The 23,171-nt window shown below is 40.8% G+C and carries 21 protein-coding genes; 4 read left to right on the forward strand and 17 right to left on the reverse strand.

Annotation, left to right across the window (positions count from 1 at the left end; translation table 11 throughout):
- Positions 1-24 precede the first annotated feature (24 nt).
- The 7 genes from D7Z94_RS05650 to D7Z94_RS05680 all read right to left on the reverse strand — a co-directional run bounded on the left by D7Z94_RS05650 (position 25) and on the right by D7Z94_RS05680 (position 5,532).
- The gene (locus D7Z94_RS05650; protein WP_147415832.1) at positions 25-798 is read right to left on the reverse strand and encodes a DUF6503 family protein; all 774 of its coding nucleotides are present in this window, start codon (positions 796-798) and stop codon (positions 25-27) included.
- 9 nt (positions 799-807) lie between these two features.
- Positions 808-1,692: an NAD(P)-dependent oxidoreductase gene (locus tag D7Z94_RS05655; protein WP_120710518.1), complete on the reverse strand. Its 885-nt coding sequence runs from the start codon at positions 1,690-1,692 to the stop codon at positions 808-810.
- An 87-nt stretch (positions 1,693-1,779) separates the two neighbouring features.
- Positions 1,780-2,646: a helix-turn-helix domain-containing protein gene (locus D7Z94_RS05660; protein WP_120710519.1), complete on the reverse strand. Its 867-nt coding sequence runs from the start codon at positions 2,644-2,646 to the stop codon at positions 1,780-1,782.
- Positions 2,647-2,786: 140 nt separating this feature from the next.
- Complete coding sequence (locus D7Z94_RS05665; RefSeq protein WP_120710520.1) at positions 2,787-3,491, reverse strand: TIGR04283 family arsenosugar biosynthesis glycosyltransferase; 705 nt, start codon at positions 3,489-3,491, stop codon at positions 2,787-2,789.
- 62 nt (positions 3,492-3,553) lie between these two features.
- The gene (locus tag D7Z94_RS05670) at positions 3,554-4,375 is read right to left on the reverse strand and encodes a purine-nucleoside phosphorylase (protein WP_394347409.1); all 822 of its coding nucleotides are present in this window, start codon (positions 4,373-4,375) and stop codon (positions 3,554-3,556) included.
- Positions 4,372-4,986: a TIGR04282 family arsenosugar biosynthesis glycosyltransferase gene (locus tag D7Z94_RS05675; RefSeq protein WP_120710521.1), complete on the reverse strand. Its 615-nt coding sequence runs from the start codon at positions 4,984-4,986 to the stop codon at positions 4,372-4,374. Before D7Z94_RS05675 ends, D7Z94_RS05670 begins: the two co-directional genes overlap by 4 nt.
- Positions 4,987-5,088: 102 nt before the next feature.
- Entirely contained in the window at positions 5,089-5,532 is a 444-nt protein-coding gene (locus D7Z94_RS05680; protein ID WP_245967145.1) for a rhodanese-like domain-containing protein, read from the reverse strand.
- Positions 5,533-5,660: 128 nt separating this feature from the next.
- Between D7Z94_RS05680 and D7Z94_RS05685 the strand changes: the two genes are divergently transcribed.
- Positions 5,661-7,220, forward strand: coding sequence for a glycoside hydrolase family 32 protein (locus D7Z94_RS05685; protein WP_120710523.1), 1,560 nt, complete (start codon positions 5,661-5,663; stop codon positions 7,218-7,220).
- On the opposite strand, the gene D7Z94_RS05690 is transcribed toward D7Z94_RS05685, so the two are convergent.
- Together D7Z94_RS05690 and D7Z94_RS05695 are read right to left on the reverse strand one after the other, a co-directional pair.
- Positions 7,221-9,602, reverse strand: a complete 2,382-nt coding sequence (locus D7Z94_RS05690) for an ABC transporter permease (RefSeq protein WP_120710524.1) — start codon at positions 9,600-9,602, stop codon at positions 7,221-7,223.
- Between the two features lie 640 nt (positions 9,603-10,242).
- Positions 10,243-11,022, reverse strand: a complete 780-nt coding sequence (locus D7Z94_RS05695; RefSeq protein ID WP_245967146.1) for a helix-turn-helix domain-containing protein — start codon at positions 11,020-11,022, stop codon at positions 10,243-10,245.
- A gap of 206 nt (positions 11,023-11,228) precedes the next feature.
- Here D7Z94_RS05695 and D7Z94_RS05700 point away from each other — a divergent pair, with 206 nt between their 5' ends.
- The 3 genes from D7Z94_RS05700 (at position 11,229) to D7Z94_RS05710 (ending at position 15,856) form a co-directional block, all read left to right on the forward strand.
- A complete protein-coding gene (locus D7Z94_RS05700; RefSeq protein ID WP_120710526.1) occupies positions 11,229-11,966 on the forward strand; it encodes a phytanoyl-CoA dioxygenase family protein in 738 nt (245 codons plus the stop codon).
- A gap of 217 nt (positions 11,967-12,183) precedes the next feature.
- Positions 12,184-14,085: a helix-turn-helix domain-containing protein gene (locus tag D7Z94_RS05705; RefSeq protein ID WP_120710527.1), complete on the forward strand. Its 1,902-nt coding sequence runs from the start codon at positions 12,184-12,186 to the stop codon at positions 14,083-14,085.
- A gap of 166 nt (positions 14,086-14,251) precedes the next feature.
- A complete protein-coding gene (locus D7Z94_RS05710) occupies positions 14,252-15,856 on the forward strand; it encodes a hypothetical protein (RefSeq protein WP_120710528.1) in 1,605 nt (534 codons plus the stop codon).
- Between the two features lie 172 nt (positions 15,857-16,028).
- Here D7Z94_RS05710 and D7Z94_RS05715 read toward each other — a convergent pair whose 3' ends face one another.
- From D7Z94_RS05715 to D7Z94_RS05750, 8 genes are all read right to left on the reverse strand, one after another.
- Positions 16,029-17,003, reverse strand: coding sequence for a hypothetical protein (locus D7Z94_RS05715; RefSeq protein WP_120710529.1), 975 nt, complete (start codon positions 17,001-17,003; stop codon positions 16,029-16,031).
- Positions 17,004-17,225: 222 nt separating this feature from the next.
- Entirely contained in the window at positions 17,226-18,605 is a 1,380-nt protein-coding gene (locus D7Z94_RS05720; RefSeq protein ID WP_120710530.1) for an enolase C-terminal domain-like protein, read from the reverse strand.
- Positions 18,606-18,722: 117 nt separating this feature from the next.
- Complete coding sequence (locus D7Z94_RS26180; RefSeq protein ID WP_211341743.1) at positions 18,723-18,875, reverse strand: carbamoyltransferase C-terminal domain-containing protein; 153 nt, start codon at positions 18,873-18,875, stop codon at positions 18,723-18,725.
- A gap of 348 nt (positions 18,876-19,223) precedes the next feature.
- Positions 19,224-19,412: a hypothetical protein gene (locus D7Z94_RS05730; protein ID WP_120710531.1), complete on the reverse strand. Its 189-nt coding sequence runs from the start codon at positions 19,410-19,412 to the stop codon at positions 19,224-19,226.
- A gap of 2 nt (positions 19,413-19,414) precedes the next feature.
- Positions 19,415-20,650, reverse strand: coding sequence for a nickel pincer cofactor biosynthesis protein LarC (gene larC, locus D7Z94_RS05735; RefSeq protein WP_120710532.1), 1,236 nt, complete (start codon positions 20,648-20,650; stop codon positions 19,415-19,417).
- Positions 20,650-21,303, reverse strand: a complete 654-nt coding sequence (larB, locus tag D7Z94_RS05740) for a nickel pincer cofactor biosynthesis protein LarB (protein WP_120710533.1) — start codon at positions 21,301-21,303, stop codon at positions 20,650-20,652. Before larB ends, larC begins: the two co-directional genes overlap by 1 nt.
- Positions 21,296-22,093, reverse strand: coding sequence for an ATP-dependent sacrificial sulfur transferase LarE (larE, locus tag D7Z94_RS05745; protein WP_120710534.1), 798 nt, complete (start codon positions 22,091-22,093; stop codon positions 21,296-21,298). Before larE ends, larB begins: the two co-directional genes overlap by 8 nt.
- A 9-nt stretch (positions 22,094-22,102) precedes the next feature.
- Positions 22,103-23,125, reverse strand: coding sequence for an aldo/keto reductase (locus D7Z94_RS05750; RefSeq protein WP_120710535.1), 1,023 nt, complete (start codon positions 23,123-23,125; stop codon positions 22,103-22,105).
- Between the last annotated feature and the right edge of the window lie 46 nt (positions 23,126-23,171).

The following is a 23,171-nucleotide window of genomic DNA, read 5'->3' on the forward strand; positions in this document are numbered from 1 at the left end:
AACCGAATAACGCCCTGTTGTAAACTAAGGTCGCTCAAATAAAGATGTATCCACATCCGTATCAAAGTCGATGTTGGTCCAATTGGTAGTTACCCATCGCTTCCCCTTTATATTGCCTTCCCAATCGGCTTCTATATACTTTCTTTTACTGCCAATTTGAATGCCATCGATCGTTTCATATTCCATGACCATAAGCTGAGGTTCGGCCATTTGAAAGCTCATTACCGTAAATAGGAACTGGTCCACCAATTTGGTTTTCTTATTGATGAATAGCACATAAATGTCCTGTGCGTCGCCCACATTGTTGCCAAAAGTGATTTTGACCTTATCATAGGCCTTTCCGTTTACCGTTTTCGAACCCAAATACTCATGGTTTACCCCATCGTCCAATAGTTTAAAGAACATGGAAAACCAATAGTAATTGGTCTTGCGCATAAAACGGGCAAAGTTATTGGCTTGCTCGTTGTCGGATAGTTTTCTATCCATGGTCACCCAGGCATCGGTGCCATCATAACCTTCAACAACCTTTTGGCCATTAGGGGCCGTAACCGTATTTACGGAATAAGCGGCATGTGATTTCTCCTTATGGAAAACATAGGTTTCATGACTTTTCAAAGTCATGGGAGCCTTAGGGTTTATGTATTCATAATCATAGGTTACATTTTTCAACTTATAAAAATTGGCTTTTCCACCCACGGTTTCTATCATATCGGACACTACTTGTTTGGCGTCCTGTGCCTTGGTGGATAGGGCAAATAGTAGCATTAAAAAAAATGTGAGAACTGTTTTTGTTTTCATTAGAAAAATTTAAAGGTTGTCATTTACGTTGTTAATTTTCAAGTAGTCGTATATGGACGAAAAATCTTTCGCCCCATATCCATTTTGTTTGGCCTGGGCAAAGATTTCTTTGGCAATGTTGAGTGAAGGCATGGCTACGTTGAGTTCGTAGGCCGTTAGCGAAGCCAAATGCAAATCTTTTTGCATCCACTGCAATGGAAAATTGGGTTCGTAGTCACCATTTTCCAATTTGGGGCGTACGGCTTTCAAAAATGGCGCTGTTACGGGAACGTTCAAAAGCACATTAAAGAGAGTCTCCTCGGTAAGTCCCGTTTCTTTTCCAAGTGCCATGGCTTCACCAAAGGCCAGCATGGATTGGGCCAATAACAGGTTGATCAACATTTTCATGTGCGATCCCTGGCCTATATTGCCAAGAGGGATAATCTTTTTACCCATTATCCGTATTAGGGGCTTAAGTTTTGCCATAACTTCAGTATCTCCGCCGACCAAGAATACCAATTCCCCTTTTTCAGCCGGTTCTTTGGTACCGGCGACCGGGGCATCTACATAAGCAATTCCCTTTTCCTTGGCTTCACCTGCCATCTCCTTGGCGAACGAAGGATTTACCGTACTGCAGTTTACCCAAACATTTTCTTTGGACATGGTTTTCAAAAACCCATTTTTTCCCAATGCCACTTCCCGTATTGCTTCTGGTGTTGACAGCATGGTAATAATTATGTTGTTATCCAGGACTACTTCTTTAGGAGAATTGGCCCATTTTGCCCCTTGAGCCAGCAAATCTTTCGCTTTACTTTTGGTACGATTAAACAAGGTTAATCCATATCCCGCCTTTTGAAGATTACGAGCCATACGGCTTCCCATAATACCCAATCCAATGAATCCTATATTTTCCATTTTTCATGATTTTGGGAGCAAGATAGTTTTAACAGGGACCGTTAAATCCTTAAATATTTTAAAAATGGTGATTTTCGGTCAAAAGTATTAAATCAAAGCGTTCTTGCGATGTTGAATCTGATATTGTTTGGGCGAAATTCCAAAGTTCTTGTGGAATGCCTTTATGAAATGCGAGGTGTTCTCATAACCAACGCCCGAAGTAATTCCATTTACCGAATTTGAGGTAGTTCGCAAAAGTAAGGCCGCTTTATCTAAGCGTTTTTGTATCAACCACTTTTTGGGGGAGATATGGTACCTGCGCTTAAAATCCCGTTGGAAAGTAGATACGCTTCTTCCAGTTAAATATGCATAATCCTCTATATCCAAAGGCTTGTCAAAATGCTCTTCCATAAAGGACCGAATACTTTTTCGTTCCTTTGTTTTTAAGGATTGTAGTCGATTTACGAAATCTTTTCCTTGTTTGGATAGCGCTATTAAATGAAGGAACTCGATGAGCTTGAGTCTCGTAAACTGGTTTCGGTTTCTGCCTCTATAAAGATTGGTCAGGGTGTCCGTGAACAGTCGGAGGTCTTCATTAAAATCGATACGCAGTAGTCCACAAACCTTTTCTGAGTGTAACTGACCAAAACTGGATAGAAAAGCATTACATATAGTATCATCGAAGAAAAAAACCAGCGCAGTAAAGACATCATTTTTAGGAATGATATCAGAAATCATATACATTCCTTTGGGCAGGAAGATGAGTTCATTTTTTTGGATGATCTCTACGTTTCCTTCATAAGTCTCTATCTGTAACTTGCCGTTTCGGACTAGGGTAATGGCGTGGGACGCCAGATACCGCTGATTTTGTGGATCCGCATGCACCACTTTCTTTTCCAGAATACAGGAAAGTCCTTTCAAAAGTATTTTTTCAATCTTGGAATTCTGATAAAAAGCTTGTGGTACCACTTTCATAAAAGCAATATAATAAGGAGATGTGTCCTAAAATTGCAGTTTTGTTTAAAAGTAGTCATTTTCGGTCAATCGCACGGAATTTTTAATTTTAAGATGTTTGAAACGACCAGGTCCCATATCCCGAATGTAAAAGGACGCACCTATATCGGTATCTTTCGTTTGTAATAGTCATAAAGTTGATCTGGTCCTGCTCCCAAATAGTTTTTAAGATGGATTACCCCAAAATGGTACTGCAAGCGGATGGCCCCCACCTTGTCATACCTTCTTGCTGAAGTTTTTACCTGCAGCGGGAGTACCTTAAATTTGGTTTTTTTATACAGACGCCCTATGAACTCATTGTCCTCGTAGATTTTGTAATCTTCATTAAAACCCTTGGAATTTTGAAAGAGTCTTTTGGTGACAAAGAGTGATTGATCCCCGCCTCTACATATTTGGTGGTTGATTCGAGTAAACCAAGCAAAAAACTTTAGGAACCTACTGTTACTGTCAAATTGCATTTGAAAACAACCGGCTTGGAATCCTCCTTTTACCGCTTCCAAAATATAGAGCACAAAATTTTTTGGAGGTAGGGTATCGGCATGAAGAAAATACAGGATTTCCGCCTTGGCCATTTGAGCACCCAAATTCATTTGTTTTGCGCGTCCCTTTTCGGAGTGTACTATCGTTGCCCCATATTCTTCAGCTATTTTAAGGGAACTGTCCGTACTCCCACCATCAATAACCAAAATCTCTTCTACATGTTCCGGGGCGATTTCGTTTTGTAAGCAGGACAGAAGTTTCCCGATATAATCAGCCTCGTTAAGAATGGGAACTATGATACTAATTTTGGGGAACTTCTTTTCCATTTATATCTGGATTACTAGGGTTTTAGCATTGTCCATATCCCCTATCCCCCCGATTTACCATTTCAAATTTCTTTGATCAACTCTGAAAACAGCTTTACCATTTTTGGCTCTGTTTTTCCGGCAACTTCTATAATCTCCTGTATATTAACGGGTTGTAGATTGTCCGGGTCACATTCATCGGTGAGGACTGATACGGCTACAATAGGTAGTCGTAAATGATTGGCAACAATTACTTCGGGAATTGTACTCATTCCAACGGCATCCGCTCCCATCATACGCAGCATACGGTATTCTGCCTTGGTTTCCAATTGTGGCCCTACCACGGATACATAGACACCCTTTTGTAGCGAAATCCCTTCCCTTGCTGCTATGTTTATCAACTTTTGTCGCATTTCCACATCATAGGGTTCGCTCATATCTACAAATCGATCTCCAAATTCTGATACATTTTTAAAGGCCAAAGGAGAGCCCCCCTGTAGGTTGATGTGATCTTCCAACAACATCATATCCCCTTTTTTAAAGTCGAGGTTTATAGCTCCCGCGGCATTGGAAATAAACAATCTATGTATTCCCAATTGGTGCATGACCCGAATGGGGTAGGTAACATCCAAAAAGTCATAACCTTCATACAAATGAAAACGTCCTTGCATGACCACCACTTTTTTGCCCTCTATTTTTCCGTAAATGAGTTTACCGGAATGAAACTCAACGGTGGCCAAGGGGAAAAATGGAATGTTATTATAATGAGCCACTATGGGATCTGTTATGGCATCCACCAATTTTCCCAGCCCCGTACCCAGTACGATTCCGATTTCGGGTGAATCAAAGCCTTTGCTCTTGAGGTATTCCGTGGACTCCTCCAGTTGTTTTTTGGTTATTCTCATGGTTGCTTTAAAAAAGGTTGAAAGGCATCAATGTCCTTGATGTCCTCATAAACATCGATATCGTTTTTGGCGACCAATACGTCTACTTTTTCAGTCTGTAGATTCGCCATACTATCCGAGAATACGGTATCCTTTCCCCAATCCTTATCCTGGAACAGTTGAGGTTTAAAAATCTTCATCCCTAGTAGATAGTAACCACCATCTTCCGCAGGGCCAATGACAAAATTGTTTTCGTCCAAGGCCGAAAATGCATTCTCCAAGTCGGATTGGGACAAATCTAGCATATCACTCCCGATGATAATGATTTTTTCAAAGCCGTTGTTGAATCCTTCCGAAAACGCCTGGATCATACGCTCCCCTAGGTTATTGCCCTGTTGCACCTTTTTCTCGTATACTTTTTCGTCCCAAACATCATCCTTCCAAATCGATTCGGAGTAGTATACTTTTTTATGGACGTCTAGCCCATGGGTGATGTTTGCCGTATGCTGTAGGAGAAACTTATAAACTTCTAAGGCAGCGTGATCACCGATGGTGGCCGCTAAACGGGTCTTACATTTTCCCAGTTCCGGGTTGCGCGTAAAAATGAGGAGTAGATTTTTGGAATTTGTCAAATTGTAATGGCTAGTCTTTACTACTTTTTTTAGTTTTCCTTGAAAATGAGATACTCAATGTCCGTAAATATTGGAAAAGTGGGGAATTTTAAACTTCAACCATCAATCATAAACTTTTTTTCCAGCCTTTAATAGTTTGCCCCAATGCTCGTCAAAGGCATGAACTTTTTCCGTCTCCTTTCCTTGGTCGTCATAAACGGGATATCCTTTATTTTTCCATTCAAAAATCCCGCCATATAGGTTTTTGACATTGGGATACCCCAATTTCAACAATTTTTCGCCAATGTCCTCCGATCGCACACCGATGGAACAATACACAACGATTTCGGTATTCTTGTCCGGAATTTTAGCCTGTAGATCATGGTCATCGAACATCTCATAACCTACCCAAATGGCATTTTGCAAATGGCTTACATCGTATTCCTGTTTTTTCCGGGTATCCAGGTATAGAACACTGTCCATATGGGCCGCTTCTTTTAGGGATATATAAGGAACGCTTTCCGTGTTGAACTTTTTGAGCGTACGGGCCAACTTATTTTGGCCCATGGTATTTGGGCAAAACGCCAAAAATAAGAGTATACCCAAAAGAAATCTCATGCCACTTATAAAGTATACGAGCAAAGATACTATTTTAGAGGTGTTCCCCAGAATTGTTCGGTTAATCCTAAATTAAAATGAAACAAGTAAAAATTGGACTGTTCTTTATTTTAATAGCTTTGCAAGCTTGTAAAAATAAAGTAGAGGAACAAAAACCTATTTTGGATACTACCAAGACCGACTACTATACGGAACCGTACCGGCCTCAATTTCACTTTTCACCAGAAGAAATGTGGATGAACGACCCTAATGGGCTGGTCTATCATAAAGGTGTTTACCATCTTTTTTATCAATATTACCCGGATGATATTGTCTGGGGCCCAATGCACTGGGGGCATGCCATTAGTACAGATCTGGCACATTGGAAGCATAAGCCCATAGCCTTGTATCTTGATGAACTTGGGTTCATTTTTTCTGGAAGTGCGGTGGTGGACGAAAATAATACTTCAGGTTTTGGTTCGGATGGTAACCCTGCTTTGGGGGCTATTTTTACTTACCATGATATGAAGGGCGAAGAAGCGGGGCGCGATGATTTTCAGACCCAGGGCATTGCATATAGTCTTGATAATGGGGATACTTGGACAAAGTTCAAAGGAAATCCTGTATTGGAAAACGAGGGTATCCGAGACTTTCGTGATCCCAAGGTAATGCGGTATGAGCCTTTACAAAGTTGGGTTATGACCTTGGTGGCTGGAGACCATGCCAAATTCTATACCTCCAAAAATTTGAAGGATTGGGAATTGACCGGTGAATTCGGAAAGGATCAAGGGGCCCATGGGGGAGTTTGGGAATGCCCTGATTTATTTCAGTTACAGGTGGAAGGTACCGATGAGAAGAAATGGGTACTGCTCATCAGTATTAACCCCGGTGCGCCCAATGGTGGTAGTGGCACCCAATACTTTATAGGCGATTTTGATGGAAAAACCTTCACTTCCGATCAAAAGGAGAATCGGTGGATCGATTGGGGCACGGATAACTATGCCGGGGTCACCTATAACAACGCGCCCAATGATGAGCGAATCTTCATCGGTTGGATGAGCAATTGGGCCTATGCGAGAGATACGCCAACAGAAAAATGGCGTAGTGCCATGACTGTTCCCAGAAAGTTATCCTTACGGAAAATAGGGGATACGTATAGCTTGATCAACTACCCTGTCGATGGTCTAGAGAACCTTAGGGAGCAAGGGATAAGGAAAACCATAAGGTTGGAAGCAGGTGAAAAGGATAGCCTTGCCTTTGACCATTTTAACCGGGCCGAGGTACAGTTTACGACCGCGGCCAAGGATTTTCGGCTTGTCTTTAAAAATGACAAGGAGCAACAATTGGTGTTGACCCTGGATTCGGAAAAAAGTGTTTTCTATTTGGATCGCACCCGATCGGGGAAGACCGATTTTCAGGAAAACTTTGGGGATACGGTACAAGAAATGCCCATAGACCATTTGCCGCAAGAGGCGTTTGAAGTTCGTATCCTACTGGATTATTCCTCTGTTGAAGTATTTATCAATAAAGGTCAGTATGTGATGACCGCGCAGGTCTTTCCGAACGAACATTATATCCTATTGGATATTGAAAATACTTCGGAAGCGATTTTAGAATTTAATAATTTTGAAATAAACAAGGTGAAAGGGATATGGTAACTATTCTTCTCTCAACGAATCTATAGGGTTGGCCAGGGCTGCCTTCAATGCCCTGAACCCTGTGGTGCCCATAGTAATTAGCAAAGCCAAAATAGTTGCCATTGCAAACACTTCAAGCTTAATATTTGTCCTATACGTAAAATCCTTTATCCAGTCATTCATAAAAAAGTATGTGAGTGGCCAGGCTATAAAACTGGCAACCAATAACAAAATGGCAAACTCCTTTATTAACTTAAAAGTGACATTGCCAATGGAGGCACCAAGCACTTTTCTAATTCCGATTTCTTTTGATTTTCGTTCTGCGGAGAAAGATACGAGACCGAAAGTGCCAAGACAGGCAAGGATTATGGCCAGAATGGTAAAAATAGTAAGTACCTCGGTAAACTTTTCTTCCGTTTGGTATTGCCGCGCCACATCCTCATTTACAAAGGAATACGAAAATTCCCTGTTCGTTACGAATTTTGAATAAACAGATTTGATGTGTTTAAGGGTCAAAGGTAGATTCTGGGCATCAACTTTTACATATGCCCAGTTTAAATAAGTCGAGGACGGGATGAAAATCGTCGGAGGGATTTTTCTGTGAAGTGACTCAAAATGGAAGTCTTTCACTATTCCTACCACCGTGAATCTTTGATTGTCAAATTCTACCCATTTACCGATGGGGTCCGTCCAACCCAGCTGGTCTATGGCTGACTCATTAAGGATAATGGATGAATTACCGTCCGATGGAAATTCTTTTGAAAAATCGCGCCCCTGGGTAATTTCGGTCTCGACAGTTTTAAAAAAATCATAATCGATTCTAATGACTTTCATGGATTTCCTTGCCTCTTCATCCACAGCCACCCCTTGCGCTTTATATACGGTACTATTACTTATCCACCCAGGCATTTTCATATTTGAAGCACCGGTTCTTACAATAGAAGAATTGGTTAAAAGGTCATTGTTGAAAGCATCTAACTGGGAGCGGTCCATTGTCCGTAGAGGTACAGCCACCAATAGTTCTTTATTAATTCCCAATTCTTTGTTTTTGAGAAAGTCGAGCTGATCAAAGACAATGGATGTGGAAGCTATTAGGCCGATAGAAATCACAAACTGTAAAACCACCAGCCCTTTTCTGAGCGTTGGGCCAAATCTTTCCTTTGTCTTGCTGCCCTTCAACGTGCTTAATGGTTTAAAGGTCGAAAGAACAAAAGAAGGGTAAGCCCCGGATAATATGGCAATAATTACTATTGAAGCACCAATGGTCATCAATATTGGCGGATTGAACAAGGTATTTGTAGTTATTTCTTTTCCGGCAAATTGGTTGAACACAGGTAGTAATAACAGTGTCAGGCAGAAAGCAATTAAAGCTGCAATAAGAGTCACGATAAATGATTCACTCAAAAACTGACCAATTAGGTTCATTTTATGGGCACCCAATACTTTGCGCATGCCAACTTCTTTGCTACGCCTTAAAGATCGGGCTATAGTCAAATTCATGTAGTTTACACTTGCAATGACTAGAATGAAGATGGCAACGATGGAAAAAATGTAAATGTGGTTAATATTTCCATTGGGTTCAATTTCGGTCCCATTTTTTGATCTAAGGTGAATATCCGATAATGGCTGTAAAAACAGTTTAAAATTTCCGGAAGTAAGCGGGGCTAAATGGTCGTCAATAAAATTTGGAAACATTGATTCCATACTTGCTGGTTTAGAACCTTCTGCCATTTTGATGTACACATATTGAGAATCCCAACCCACATTGTCAAACATGGCCTCTGGTGCTATTTGTCTTGCTGTTAGGCCTGATATGAGGAAATCAAAGTGAAAATGGGAGTTTGATGGCATCTCTTCCATAATTCCACTCACCCGTAGTTGTAAAGTTCCATCCCCGATATCAAGAACTTTCCCCATAGCGTTGATAGGACCAAAATACTTTTTAGCCGTGGCTTCGGAAATGACCACTTTATTCGATCCCTTTAATGCTTCGCTAGGGTTGCCGGAAATCAAAGGAAAAGAAAAGACCTCAAAAAAATTTTCATCGGCCACGGCCATTCGCTCTTCGTCAAATCTTTTTTCCCCATGAGTGACAATTTCCGACATACGCATAATTCGGACCAACTGTTCAATTTCTCCGAAACTGGTCTTTAGCTTTTCGGCCGTCGGCCATGAATTTGTAGAATACGGCTCCCAGACACTCTGTCTCATATAGGCGGCGGCCACACGGTAAATTCTATCACTATCTTTATGAAAATCATCGTAGCTCAGTTCGTCCTTAATAAAAAGGAAAATCATTAGACAGCAAACAAAGCCCAGCACCAGACCGGAAACATTAATAAAGCTGTATAATTTTTCTTTTTTGAATACCCTGAAAGCTATCTTAAAATAATTTTTTATCATGATTTTTGCGGTTGAGGACTAAGCAATAGATGTTTCTGGTAACATGTGAGGTTGAATACAATCCTCCAAAGGATGTTATCTCCCGACCTAAAATTATGCCAAGTTGTCAAGTGTCTTACTATCAGATTTTTATAATAAGAACTCCAAAAACCCTTCTATTTTACTGTCAAAAATATTTACATCAAATGTCCACTTATTTTACAGTTGCCAAGAGATTTGGAAGTTGTCTTTTCTTTCCCAAAAATGACCGGATGATTCAATTTTAATAAATACCTCATATGCCCAATTTATTGCCCTATAAAAGGTGAAATAAAGTAACTATTAAAAGAGACCAAGAATAGGACGCTTTGCAAAAGGCTTGTCCAATCAAAAAGGATTCCCATAAATTGGCCGTTTTTTAGGGCATCACCTCTACTTCATTCTATTCCTTTAACTAGCTGTGGTCGACAAATACGTTAAATTCATATTGTTCGTTTACTATGAGGACCAACGACTTGAAAGGCTTGATAGTATTACATTTTTGATGAATCAAACCGGTTGCATCGTCATTTGGTGCACCACGCCCCTTCCCTTATAAAGGTTTCCGTTCAAGGTCTAATTTTTAATCTCCTCTTAGTCCGGTTGTCATAGTTATTGCTTATCAATCATTGGCATATTGTTTTTTAAAAGCCAAAGGGTTTTCCAGAGTAATAGCCTTAAAAACCCGATTGAAATAAGAAAGGCTTTCAAAACCACAAGCGTAACACACTTCACTGACATTTTTGTCCAATAACAGTAGACGTTTGGCTTGATTGATGCGATATTGATTCAAAAATTCAGTAAATGTCAAATGTGTTGCCTGTTTGAAATAACGACAAAAAGCAACTTTTGTCAGGTGGCATAAATCGGCAACTTCTTCCACTTTTATTTTGCGTTGATAATTAGCTTCAATAAAATCATATAACAATTGGAGCCGTTCTTGCGATTTTCTAGTGTATTGATTCTTTACTGGACTATCATGCAATAACTTGATTTCTGTACTATGTGCCAATAATTGAAATACTCGCAACACTTCTAAAAATTGTTCAAATGGGTGTAAAACAGGTAATTTTTCAAGCATTTCTCCTGCAATAGTCTTTGTTTTGCCTTCAATGACAATACCATATTTCGATTGTTCAAAAAATCGATGAACAGCCAATAGTTCTGGAGTCTGAACCGAATTTTCCTTTAAAAAATCGGGTCGAATATGCAAAACCGTTTTTTTGTAATCGGTTTTTACTCCGTAATCAACGTTAAGATGTGGAATATTTGAGCCAATAAAAACTAAACTACTGCTTTCATATCGGGATATATGTTGGCCGATATGACGTCTGCCGTTCGCACCCTCGATATAGGTAAGCTCCAATTCTGGGTGATAATGCCAAAAGTAAAAATCGTTCATTCGTGAATTGGGCAAGATTTGAAACGAACTATTGCTAGCGGGTTGTATGGATTCCAATTGAATTTTCATCGTCAATATACTTTTACCAAGGTAAAAATCGCAAAAAATGTTTATATAGTTCAAAAAGTCATGAATTTTGAGGTAGAACGCCCCTCTCTGTAATTTTATCTTCGCTACATTATTTCACTTTTAAAAAGATGTAGGATATGCTTACTAAACAAGAAATTGATTTTTTAGATAACAACGGTTATCTCAATTTGGGTCAATTATTAATACCGGAACAAGTAATTCAAATTAATGACCGCCTCGCTGAACTATTGCAGTTGGAAGGCGACAATGCAGGGTCAGAATTGGGAAAATCAAAATATATCCGCCATCCGAAAGAAGAAGGGACGGACCGCTTGGCGGATTTAGTCAATAAAGGCTCTGTTTTTGATATTTTTTACACTCATCCCAGGGTATTGTCCGGTATTGAAGCCGTATTAGGGCAGACATACAAATTATCGTCACTAAATTATCGGGCTGCAAAACCAGGCAAAGGGCAGCAAAGACTTCACGTTGATTGGAAAAATGCTGTAGCGAGCGGTTCTTTTAAAGTCTGCAATAGTATTTGGCTTTTAGATGATTTTACGGAACACAATGGGTCTACCCGCATAGTCCCTAAAACGCATAAATCGAGTATTCTGCCTGAGGAAGCTATGTCAGATCCTAATGACGAGCATCCTGACGAAATTCGCATTATGGCACCTGCAGGCTCTGTTTTTATTTTTAATTCGCATGTATGGCACGGTGGTACAACCAATCAAACAAGCCATGACCGACGGAGTATTCACAGTTATTTTTGTACAAGGGACCAACCTCAACAAATTGACCAGAGGAAATGTATAACCCGGGAAGTTTTACAACGCATTGGTGAAAAGGGCAAGTATATTTTAGATGTTTAAGAAGAACTGAGTTAAAATTTTTCGATTTTTATTGAATAGCTTAATTTTCAATTGTCCCATAAAACGAACAGTTTAAAGGACACAGCCGACCTTATAACGACTCCCAAAAATCGCCCTTTTAGGGAGCTTGAAAATTAGTTCTTAATGGCGCTATCTGTCTTTTGGCATTGAAATTTATTATCTTTAAGTATTCCCCTATACATCAATACTATGTAGAATGGCTTCTTCGGATTATAAAGGTCAAGATGATGTATTTGTCGAAAAGCTCGAGGAAATTGTACTTGCCAATATAGGGAATGAAAATTTCAACGTTGAAGAGCTTGCTCGGACCTATGGGGCAAGCCGTTCACAACTCCACAGAAAATTGAAACGGATAAAAGGGCAATCCGTTAGTCAATTTATCAGGGAACTACGACTTAGGGAAGCCATGAAAATGTTGCGGAATGATGTTGCCTCAGTTTCCGAAATAGCCTTCAGGGTTGGTTTTAACAGTACATCTTACTTCAATACCTGTTTTCATGAACGTTATGGTCATCCCCCGGGAAAAGTAAAACATCAGACCACATTTAAGGCTGTAAACAAATTATCTGTCGCAAGTGTAGCGGAACAATCAATTGACTCGCACAAAAGGAAAGCACTTCTTAAAAACCCATGGATTATTTCTGTTGCATCAATAAGCTTTCTTTTAGCAGCCTTTCTTACAATCAAAGCATTTACATCAAAAAAAGAAAATATTGAGCAGGTATCCATAGCGGTTCTTCCCTTGGATCATTTATCGGAGGATACCAGTAAAGAATATTTGACTGCCGGTATACACGATGCATTAATCGGGGAACTTGGAACCATAAAGGGCTTACGGGTAATTTCCAGAATTTCCACACTTCAGTTCAAAGACAAGGAATTGCCAATCCGGGATATTGCAAAGCAACTTGGAGCGGATCATTTGGTTGAAGGCTCACTGATATATAAGGGGGACAGTATACGAATGCAACTGCAATTGATCGATGTTTTCCCTGAAGAAAAACACATTTGGGCCAAGGATTACCATAACAGTGTGAATGATATTCTATCGGTGCAAAATACAGCTATACAAGATATTGCCAACTCTATAGAAGTTACTCTCGGTGATGAGAGGAAGCAACGATTTCAGCTACAGCAAAACACAAACCCAGAAACCTATAAAGCGTACCTAAGGGGAATATATTACCTCACCAAATCCAATGCGGAGGATTTCCAAAAGGGATTGAATTATTTGCACCAGGCGGTCGAGATAGACCCGGCCGACCCACTCGCCTACGCCGGTTTGGCTGAGGGATACGCCCTTTTGGGCCATGGCCCCGACCCTATGAACGCCCCTTGGAGAAGGGGAAAAGCAGCCGCTTTGAAAGCATTGGACTTGGACCCTAAATCTGCCAAAGCCCATTCTGCACTTGCAATGATTCAACTCTATTACGAACGGGATTGGAAAGCTGCGGAACAGTCATTCGCAATTGCAGAAAAGTTAAATCCAAACCTTCCTTATAATCATTACCACTACTCATGGTATCTCATTCTTTTGGGGAAATGGGAGGAGGCCGTTAAGGAACATCAATTGGCCAAACAACTAGATCCATTGGCGCCATTGATAACTTCAGATATGGGCCTACTCCATCTTTGGATGGGGAATCACAAAAAAGCAATGGAAGAAGTAAAGGAAGCCCTTGAAATTGATAAGGAATACGCACCTGCCTGGAGAACTCTGGGTGACATCTACATTGCAAAGGGAATGCCCCAGGAGGGAATTAGCGCGATAAAAAAGTCTATTGAAATTAATCCTGCAGCTTTATATGGCTTAGGAATCGCTTATGCGAAAATTGGAAATAAAGATAAAGCCCTAGAAATTGCTTCTGAATTACGGAAGGGCGCAGTTAGCTCTAGGGAAGCTTTTGGCCTAACTCTTATATATGCCCATCTCGGCGATTTTGACGAGGCCTTTAAATGGTTATCCAAAAAACCTTTGGATGTTTTCGCTCCTTGGCTCAGGGTTTGGAACGGACCAGAGGATTTCAGAAAGGAACCCAGGTTCAAACAGTTTTTAAAAGAACTCAATCTTCCTCCACTAGAGCCTTCTGCAACATAATCTAAAAAATTCAACATAGTCGAAACCAAAATTTGAATGAATCACTACATAATCAAAACTGGTTTCGTGGACTTTTCCAGACCTTTGGTACAAGCGTTCGCTAATTGATTGGCCAATCTTTCTCTATTGTCTAATTGGGTCATACTGACCCTAAAATCAAGTAATTATGAAAACTAAAGAATTGTTTTCCTGGAAATTTACGCCCCTATTTTTGGCTGTAGTGGCCACGATCATGACAATCGGATGCACTGATAATGATGATCAAGATTATGTTACCATCGATTCTGAAACCCAAGATGATGGTGAATGGGTAAACTATATTGAAGACCTCTCTTTTGAATCTATCATCTTAACAGAAAACCAAGAGGATTTAAATGAGGCATTGCAAGAGGCTGCCGAAGGTGATTTGATATTTTTTGAAGATAATGATGTACAAAAAAAACAAAATTTAAAAAATTCAAAAGGTTCTTTTTATGCCCTGGTTGGTTTTGATGGTGAACAAATTGCGATCAGTAACAAAACAATATCCGATATCTCTTCGGATACGAGTAGAGATGAAAAAGCTAATAAAAGCAATAGAAGTTGCCGCATTTTGGAAATTACTAGGTCCTCTCTTTCTGCAGATATCGCCCATTATCAGATCATGGTACGTATGGGCAATGGGCCTTATGATGTTGTGCGTATCCATAGAGTAGTGAGGGAATCCCGAAAGTATAGACCCATTAGAACCGAAGGGAACGTATTTATGATACATGGTTCATCACAAGATTTTGATGATATTTTTCTGCGCCCGGGAATAGAAAATCCAGATGCCTACAATTCCTCCCCCTTTTATCTAGCTTCAAACAATATCGATGTTTGGGGCATCGATCTGGGCTGGACTTTGGTACCTCTAGAAACCAAGGATTTTTCTTTCTTCCTAGGTTGGGGAACTACAAAGGATACGAGGCATGTATTAAAGTCAATGGCCATTGCAAGGTTGGTTCGAGGATTGACAAGACAGGGTTTTGGGCGGATGAACCTTTTAGGTTTTAGTTATGGCGCGGGATTAACATATAATGCAGCAATAAAGGAGACACAAGAGCATCGGATTTTGAGGGATATAAAAGGTATGATCCCAACGGACTTTGTGATGGTCTATGAGCAAAATGATAGTGCATTTGGTGCGGGATCTTGCTCCTTATCGGAAATGTCTGAAGTGGCACATGCAAATGGAGAATATCAAAACACCAATGGTGTCGGTTTTATCACCGTGGGCCAAGCGGCTCTTGACAACCCTGAAGGTGATTCACCAGTTGCACCTGGTTTGAGCAATTATCAATTTGCTTTGGCAGCGGCAGGGGGCCCACAACCCAATGGCCCGGATTGGCATTTTCTAGGAGGCCAGTTTGACGGACAAATACCCACTGGACTAGCATACACTGAAGAGGAGCGATGGTTTAACCTGTTGATATCCTTAGCCCCATACATGCCCACTTATATCACTGCGGAAGGCTTCTCGATTTTTTGCCCGGAAAATCGGGAAAGTATCGTAGCGGATTTAAATCAGATTAAAATTCCCATATTATACCTCGGCGCCGCTGGGGGTTACGGTCAGGACGGTGTTTTCTCCACTACGCTTGCTGGTAGCTCCGATGTAAGTGTTGAGATTGTCACCAAATTACCCAATGGGCCTCGAATATTGGATTACGGCCATGCGGACCTTTTTATGGCCAAGGATGCTTCGGAACTGGTATGGAAATCCTTAAGGGATTGGTTAGCTAGTCATTGATATTTAAGATACTTGATAAAAAACCTCCATTTAATGGAGGTTTTTTATTGGACCAAAATATTGAACAAAAATCTTGTTTCGAAAAATGAACAATTTGCAAGACTCTGGTCATTAGAAAGGCCAATCACAACATTGTACATATTTGATATCTTCAAAATAGGTCTGTTGGTTTTTAAAGTTTGTAAAAGTCATATTTGATCGTCCAATTTACCGTAGCTCCCGGTGCAATTTCGAGGTCAATATAGGGCTCTGGACAAACCGTTTTCTGGGCTGACCAAAAGACTAAGCGAGACAATGGTCTGTCACATGTAATTTTCACGCCTGCGCCCGAACGTCTATTCTCTACCCAGATTTCATATCCATTACTATTGTTGTTGTCGAAACCGGTAATTTCTCCGATATAGACATGGTCTTTTTTGCCTAGTTTTTTGATGAATACAATTTCGTCATCTTCTATTTTTACGAATTTTCCAATGTCATTTATCTTTCCTTTTCCAACAATTTTGAATGGAAACCGCACTACATAACCAGGGCCTATATTTAGGCCATCCAAAAAGAAAAAATTATGGTTATACACCTCGGTTTCAATCCTATCGTCCCCGTGATTGGTAAGACTATGGGTTATTACCATTTCGGATGTATCGGGAGATAAACTGATTACTTTTTGATACTCGTAGGAATAGGGTCGGTCATTTAGTATATGTTTGAAAGAAGTCTGGTTCGTGAGACTCTCTACTTCCCATTCCCCTGCATCGTGAATTTCATAGGTCTTGAAATTGGAATACCTGGGCTCCACAGGTTTCCGAAGTGTACCAATACCGATTTTAAGAAAACTGTCTCCAATTTTAGTTTTGTCATACCCTACAGGTCCAAATTCTTCGACCGGGCCCATTACGGACTCGTGAACTTTTGGGTCATAGGTTTTGAACCATTTTCCAAAATAGGAGTGTCCGCCGTGCTCAAGCACAGGCATTACTCCAGACCAATCAAAACGGGTACCGCGATAGTATCCCTTGTGTTCGTCAGGCAAGTATATTGTCGCTTTGATCAAGCCATTTGAGATTTGAGCTTGCGGAATCTCTTGACTGATACTGCCTAAGAAAAACAGATAAAACATGGAACTTAACCAATTCTTTAAATTTTCCATTTCGGTATTTTTAGTTTATGCTATTCAAACAATAAAAAGGCAACATAGCTGGCCATTTACGGATGCTTTGTGCCAGAACCCTGGATAATGATTCTCGAATACAATGCCAAGGTTGGAAGAGGCTCGACCCAAATTTCGAACATCCTTATCCGGATTCGCCGAAAACCTACTTTTCCGGTTTGCTTTGAAAAACTCAATTTACATTGTTAGCTATGGATTATACTACGGTCGAATCGGTGTGCCGTCTTCTCCACGAAGTTGGGTCCAATTGTAATTGTAGACGACCGGAGGATATTTTTTGGCCAACTTTTCGTTGATGTCAATGCCTAATCCAGGTTTTTCATTTACGGACATATAACCGTTATTTACAGTAGGCATTCCAGGAAATACCTCGAGCACTTTATCCTCTGGAGTTCTGATAACCCTAGCAGCCTCTTGAATACCAAAATTCCAAATGGCATAATCGATATGAGCGTTGGCAGCATGCCCAACGGGCGAAGTATCACCGGGACCATGCCATGCAGTCCTTACATTGAACCATTCTCCCAATCTTGCCACTTTCATGGCCGGGGTGATTCCCCCGATCTGTGAAATATGTATTCTTATATAGTCGTATTGTCTGTTTTTCATAGGTTCCAGCCACTCATGTGGGTTGTTCAATAATTCGCCCATGGCAATGGGCACACTTGTATGTTCCCTTAACATATCGAACCAACCCATGTTCTCAGGCGAGAAGGGGTCTTCTATAAAAAAAGGTCTGTATTCCTCAACCTTTTTTATCATATCGATGGCATCCATGGGCTGAAGGCGTTCGTGCATATCATGAAGTAATTCTATATCATCACCAAACTTTTCACGAACCTTTTTGAACATTTCAACCGTTCCCCGTTTGTATGCCTGCGGATCAATGGTCTGGTCACCCTGACTTCCAAACCCTGCTCTTTTCCAATCGGGATCGGTCGCCAAGTGTGTAGATCCATAACCGCCCAATTGTATACGGATATTTCTAAACCCTTCCTCCTTGTACTTGGTTACACTATCAATGACCTCACTTATCGATTTGCCCGAGGCATGGGTATAGGTGTCAACGGCGAAGCGAACTTTTCCACCTAAAAGGTCGTATACCGGCATTCCCGCCATTTTACCTTTAATGTCCCAGAGTGCCTGATCAAGGCCACTTAGGGCATTGTTCAAAACAGGTCCGTTTCGCCAATAGGAACTCTGATAGGCAGTTTGCCAGATATCTTCAATATTGGAAACATTTTTGCCCTTACAAAAAGGATCGAGGTATTCTTCGATAGCCGAAACAACGGTGTGCGCCCTTTGGGTGAATGTTGCGCAGCCAAGTCCGTAGAGACCATCTTGATCGGTCTCTACTTTTACAATAACCAGATTGGTACCGTAAGGCGCGGTAATAATGGCCCGCACTTTGGTAATTTTGACTTGCACTCCAACAGCGTAAGACGGAGTTGGAGCATGGGATTTGGGGGTAGACGCCCTGGTATCGGAACTTCCAAAAATACCTAGAATTCCTGCTGTAGAGCCAAGACCTAGCGTTTTAAGTGCATTTCTACGGTTTACTTGATTTTCTAAATGTTTCATAATTAATGTTTAAGTTGTTGTTCTATACATGGCTTCTTTTCAATTTTTGGTAATCTCTTCCCAAATGATTCGTTTAAAAGTGTTCGATTGGTAGTCGAGATAGTTTTTCATAGACAACTAGTCCATTCCAGTTTTTACAAAAGTCAAATAAACCGTCTCTGGACTACATATAATTGGTTCACCTCGGACATTGAAGGAGGTGTTGGCCAACATACGGGATCCGGTTCGTTTTTCTAATTCGAAATTAGTTGCAGTTTCCAGGATTGGCATCTTGACTTACCGTTTGGAATATGGGGCAATCGATCTAAATGCGTAGTTGCCGCAATGTTCATTTTAACCCTTGGAAATAAAAAGGAATTCTTGAAACAAAATTTCGAGTTTTTCCTACTCGGAATTGTCCAGAAGGACGGTTCTCCCCCCCCCCTCCCAAGTAGAGGTAGATCGAAACCCTAACCCCAAAGGGGCGAACCTTGAGATTTAGATTCTTTTTTTAGGTTTAGATCAATAGCGTAATCAAAAATTTTCACATGTCGGGAAATGAGGTGCAATGCAGAATGGGCGGCATCACCAATTGCCCTATCAAGGTTCAACTATGAAATTTACACTTTACCGTATGGTCTATTCCAATCCTTTTTTCCCCTGTTTTCGATAATAGAAGGAACCTAGGGCGACAATCGTAATTAAAGGCAGTAGTATCCAGGCCAATTCGCCCAGTAAGGAATCATGCGAATGACCTTCCGTACCGGGATGGGCGTTTATAAGCTGTGCGGATAGTAACAAAACTAAAATTGAAAATGCTTTTTTCATTTTTAAGAATTTAAAGGGTTAATATTTATTTTGTTCAAAACCTGAAATGGTGTCTGGCCATTTGTTGCAGCCAAATTCTTGATATCATCATATTCGGGTTTTACCTTTATAGTATCGGTTGGAGTGCGTACCTCCTTTACGTGAATTTCTCCTAAAGGGGTGGCTTTTGGATGTCTTTTTCTTGGCAGCTCAATTCTGTCTATGCTATAATAGCGTAGTCCAATAGTAGTGGTGTTGTCAAAAAGGTAATTGGATACTTTCGTTAATGAACCAACGGGAAGAATGACGCTAAGTAAAAAGCCGAATCGTCCTTTTTTCATTAACTGCTGTGACATGCCAAAATCCACTGCCCCGGCATCCAAAAGGCCTTGCTGAAAATCCGTTCCAAGGTATTCCGGTGTCATGTCGTCTATTGAAGTCTCTAGCTGGATGTAGGAATCTTTGCTATCGGAATCATTTTCCTCGATCAGGGAAATCCGTACTACGTTGGGATTGTTAAAATTCTTCTTTCCAGGTCCATATGCCGTTTTTTGTGCGACATAGGTCGTGCTTTCGAAATCGGGATTGAGGTACCTCAAAATTGCGGCTCCTGTTGGTGTAACCTTTTCCCCTTCTTCATTGCCGGGATAAATTTGCATTCCGTGAAGTAGTTCAGCGGTAGCCGGCGCTGGAATCGGTAGCATGCCATGTTGGGTTTTTACCATGCCAAAACCTGTACAGACCGGGGTGCAAAAAACCTTAGAAATTTTAAGCTTATCGATCATAACAGCATTTCCGACAATATCGACAATCGAATCTACACCACTTATTTCGTGAAAGTGAATGGTTTCAAGTGGCATCTTATGAATCTTGGATTCCGCTTTGCCAATTAACAAAAAAATCTCGTGGGCAATCTTTTTCGCACCCTCGCTAATGTGTGCATGATCTATCAGCTTCTGTATATCCGAAAGATGCCGATGTGCACTATGATGATGACTATGACCATGGTCATGTGAGTGTTCGTGATCATGTGCTTTTGATTCTTTTGGGTCATCGATCAAGTTCAAATCCAGTACCTCTACATATTTGCAATTAATACCGTTTTTATCAACTTCTTTGATTTCGATTTTTGCATCCGGTAAATGCAACTTTTTCGGCAAGTCTATCAGGGACTGATAATCATCAAGCAACTCGCAAAAGGCGCTCAGGAACATATTACCTGATAAACCAGAAAAGGCTTCTATGTAGATAGCACTCATTATTTCTTAAGATTTAGCATTCTAAAGGCACTCATGGCAGCACCGTACCCGTTGTCTATGTTGACTACAGTAATTCCGTTTGAACAGCTTGTCAACATAGCATGTAACGCTGTTTTCCCATTTTTGGCCGTACCGTAGCCTACCGATGTCGGTACGGCAATTATGGGCTGGGGCAACAAACCGCCAACGACTGTAGGAAGGGCTCCCTCAAATCCTGCTACTACGATTAAAATATCGTAAGTGCGCAAGTCCTCAATTCTATCAAGTAAACGATGTAGGCCGGCAACGCCAACATCCTGGATTATTTCCGCACCAATTCCCATATAGGTCAAAGTGTAATAGGCTTCATTCGCCACGCCTATATCGGAACTTCCTGCTGAGATGATGCCTACACGTTTTACTTCGTCATTTCCCTCTAAAGGTTTTAGCATGAAGATTCCAGATTCTTTATCGAAAAAAGCCGAATGGTGTTTCTTCAACAATGCTTTTCCCTTTTTATGCTGTACCCTTGTGATGAGCACATTCTGGTTTCTATTTACATATTCTGCCAACAGACCTAATAATAGGTTGATACTTTTGGATTCGCCGTATATAACCTCGTCAAAGCCCAGTCGCTGCCTTCTGTCATAATCGATGATAAAGGGTCTATTCATTCAGAACACGATTTAACTTTCCGGAGACGAATCCTTCTGTGTCCAGTTTTACCTTTAGAAAGCCTAGCTCCTTAATTTCTTGTGAAATTTCTTCGAATTGACTTTCCAAAGAAGGTATTTCATCGGACGGAACTTCTACCGAAGCTTCATCGCCCCTATGCCTAACCCGAACACGATCGAAGCCAAAATCATTAAGAATATACTCGGCCTGTTCAATTTGCCGAAGTTTGGTATTGCTCACTGGTGTTCCGTAAGGAATTCTTGAACTTAGGCATGGACTTGGGGGCTTAGAAGCTGTCTCAAGCCCCAATTCAGCGGCCATTTCTATAACTTCCTTTTTACTAATTTGAAGTTCGGCAAGCGGAGATCTGATCCCATATTTTTCAGCCGCTTGGAGGCCAGGTCGGTAATCTCCCAGATCATCAAGATTGGTCCCGTTCAAAATGGTATACTTCGGATATCTATCTTGGATAATGTCCACCATCGCCCCGTACAAGTGATTCTTACAGAAAAAACATCGATTTGCGGGATTGGAGGTATAGTTAGCGTCCTTTAACTCTTCTGTCTTGATTACCTCTAGCTTTATATTGTGGGTTCTACAGAAAATTAGGGCCACTTCAAAATCCTTGGATTTTAAACTTTCCGAATTTGAAATCAAGCCTATTCCATTTTCCCCTTGAACTAGATTGGAGACATAAAGAACCAATGAAGAATCCACTCCGCCGGAAAATGCGGTCACCGTTCCCTTATGATTTTCAAACCATTTTTTTAACAACTCCAATTTTTTCATAGGGCTGGACTAGGCAAAGACTCTTTTGTAATTTTCCACAATGAGGCCGGCATAGGGCTTTGCATAATTGACCAACCTATCCATATCTTCAACTGATAGTTTCTTGAAATCCTTTAACACCTTTACATTTTCTTCAAGCTCATAGGTAAATCTACAACCGCTACATAGGCTTGATACGGGTAATGAATACACATATTGATGTAGATTTGCATGTGTGAGTTCGGTTTTTGCTACAACATCCGGAATGTCCTTTGTTCTGATGTCCTGGGGTGTTGTGTCGATTCTTCCTCCCATCATACTACCTCCAGCCATGGTCTTCATGGCAATTACCCCATATCCCTTTTTGTTCAAGACCGGCAAGACTTCATGTTGAAATGATTCAAAAGAAGGGTCGCAAACGTTCAACGGCATTTGGCATGTGTCAAACTCAATGCCCAATTCGTCGAGTTTATTAAGGAAATACAAGTGTGTTTTTGGATTTTGATGGCCTGTAAACCCTAGGTAACGTGTCTTTCCTTTTTCTTTTGCCTCCAAGAAAACATCAAGAACGCCATCGCGAAGGCGATTATCCACATCCTGCGGCGTAGTAAAAGTGTGTATTTGCCAAAGATCCAAATAATCGGTTTTTAATGCTTTTAGGGACTCATCCAATTGTTGTTGTACTCCTTTACCCGTTCTAGCCGGGGCCTTTGACATTAAAAAGATCTGGTCTCTATATTTAGGGGTAAGGAACTTCCCCATGTACTCCTCGGAACGTCCATTATTATAACGCCTCGCGTTGTCAAAAAAGCGCACACCTAGTTCCATGGAACGTTCTACCATCTTTTCTGCCTCCTTTGGATCTTCCGTAAGCCCCAAATGATAGCCGCCCAAACAAAATGAGGTCACCTTTTCCCCATTTCGTATTAATTGTCTTTGGGGCAGGGTTTCGCCCAATTTGTCATAAGTTGGCATTGCGGAGGCCCAATCGGCAACTAAACTAAATGCCGCTGCAGAAGCAGATTTCTTGAGAAAGTTTCTACGGTTTTCCATAGCTATGATTCGATTTTAAATTGTGTTTCACTTCGGCCAAAAAACT

Source organism: Ulvibacterium marinum, from assembly GCF_003626755.1.
GTDB classification, from domain to species: domain Bacteria; phylum Bacteroidota; class Bacteroidia; order Flavobacteriales; family Flavobacteriaceae; genus Ulvibacterium; species Ulvibacterium marinum.